Genomic DNA, 1,793 nt, shown 5'->3' with positions numbered 1-1,793 from the left:
AGCGCAGGCTCCGCCAGGAGCCGCGCTTCCCCGGCGGCCCCGCCGCCGACCCGGCCGGCTCCCACCACGAGCGCCGCATCCGCAGCTTCCAGCCGCGCCGCAGCCGGGTGACCACCGGGCAGGAGGACGCCCTCCAGCGGCTCTGGCCCGCATGGGGCCTGGACATCGACGGCCGCCGCGTCCTCGACCTGCCCACGCTCTTCGACGGTCTCCCGGTGGTCCTGGAGATCGGCTTCGGCATGGGTGAGGCCACCGCGCGGATGGCTGCCGACGACCCGGGTACCGGCATCCTCGCGGTCGACGTCCACACCCCCGGCCAGGGCAACCTCCTCGGCCTCGCGGAGCGCGCGGGCGTGACCAACGTCCGGGTCGCCAACGGCGACGCGATCATCCTGCTCCGCGAGATGCTGGAGCCCGCCTCGCTGGACGGCCTCCGGGTCTACTTCCCCGACCCGTGGCCGAAGACCCGGCACCACAAGCGGCGGCTGATCCAGCCGGAGTTCCTCGACCTGGTGGCACCGCGGCTGAAGCCCGGCGCGGTGGTCCACTGCGCCACGGACTGGGAGCCCTACGCGGAGCAGATGCTCGACGTCCTCACCGCGCACCCGCTGTACGAGAACACCCAGGCGGACGGCGGTTACGCTCCGCGCCCCGCTTTCCGGCCGCTGACCCGCTTCGAGGGCCAGGGCCTGGACAAGGGGCACGTCGTCCACGACGTGCTGTTCACCCGCACCGCGGACCCGTCCGGACCGTCGGCGACCGGCCACTGACCGCCGGCGCCGCGGTCGTGCCGTGGCCCGTTGTCGGTCCCGCTCGTTAGGGTCGTCGGGTGCACGACGGGTCCGCGCGACAACACCGGCAGCCGGCCGTCCCGGTCCTCGAGGAGCAGCGGCTCGACGAGTTCCTGGGCGCCGTCCCCGGGCACGGCCGCCGGCGCTACCGCCCCCGCCGCGTCGGCATGGTCTGGCGCAGCAAGGCCTTCCGGGCCGGTGCGGTCGTCACCGTGCTCGCGCTCTGCGGGCTGGTGATCCTGGCCCTGGTGCGTGAGCAGACCGGCACCGAGGGGTTCCTGGTCGGTCTGGGGCTGGCCGTGCTGCCGGTGCCCCTGCTGCTCGCGGCGTTCCGCTGGCTCGACCGGGTGGATCCGAAGCCCTGGCGGAATCTGCTGTTCGCGTTCGCCTGGGGGGCGTGCGCGGCGGCGCTGGTGGCGATCGTCGCCAACACGTTCGCGACCCGCTGGATAGCGACGGCCACGACCGACCCGACGAGCGCGGACACCCTCGGGGCCACGGTGATCGCCCCGGTCGTCGAGGAGAGCGCGAAGGCCGCCGCCGTCCTGCTGATCTTCCTGTTCCGCAGAAGGGAGTTCGGCTCCCTCGTCGACGGGATCGTGCTCGCCGGCTTCACCGCCACCGGCTTCGCCTTCACCGAGAACATCCTCTACCTGGGCAACGCCTTCGGTGAGGACCAGCAGCTGGGGACGACGGGGCTGGCGTCGGTGACCGTGGGCACGTTCCTCGTACGCGTCGTGATGTCCCCCTTCGCCCACCCGCTGTTCACGGTGCTCACCGGCATCGGTTTCGGTCTGGCCGCGTTCGGCGGACGACGGCACCCGGTGCGCCGGATCCTGTTCCCGCTGCTCGGCCTGGTCCTGGCCATGGGTATGCACGCCGCGTGGAACGGCTCCTCGGCGCTCGGCGGACTCGGTTTCTACGCGGTGTACGGGGCGGTCATGGTGCCGTGCTTCGGTCTGCTGACCTGGCTGGCGATCTGGTCGCGGCAGCGTGAGCTGC

General features: G+C 73.0%; 2 protein-coding genes. Both read left to right on the top strand.

Features of this window, described 5'->3' with window-relative positions:
* On the top strand, window positions 1–770 hold a 770-nt coding region (gene trmB / locus IH13_RS0135440; RefSeq protein WP_037843352.1), incomplete at its 5' end, for a tRNA (guanosine(46)-N7)-methyltransferase TrmB.
* Window positions 771–829: 59 nt separating this feature from the next.
* Window positions 830–1,793, top strand: a 964-nt coding sequence (locus IH13_RS39320; protein WP_031091151.1) for a PrsW family intramembrane metalloprotease, incomplete at its 3' end; no start/stop codon positions are given.

This window comes from Streptomyces sp. NRRL WC-3549 (assembly GCF_000721935.1).
Classification (GTDB): Bacteria; Actinomycetota; Actinomycetes; order Streptomycetales; family Streptomycetaceae; genus Streptomyces.
Note: the sequence above shows the minus strand (reverse complement) of the source record. Positions and strands in the feature narration are given on the sequence as shown.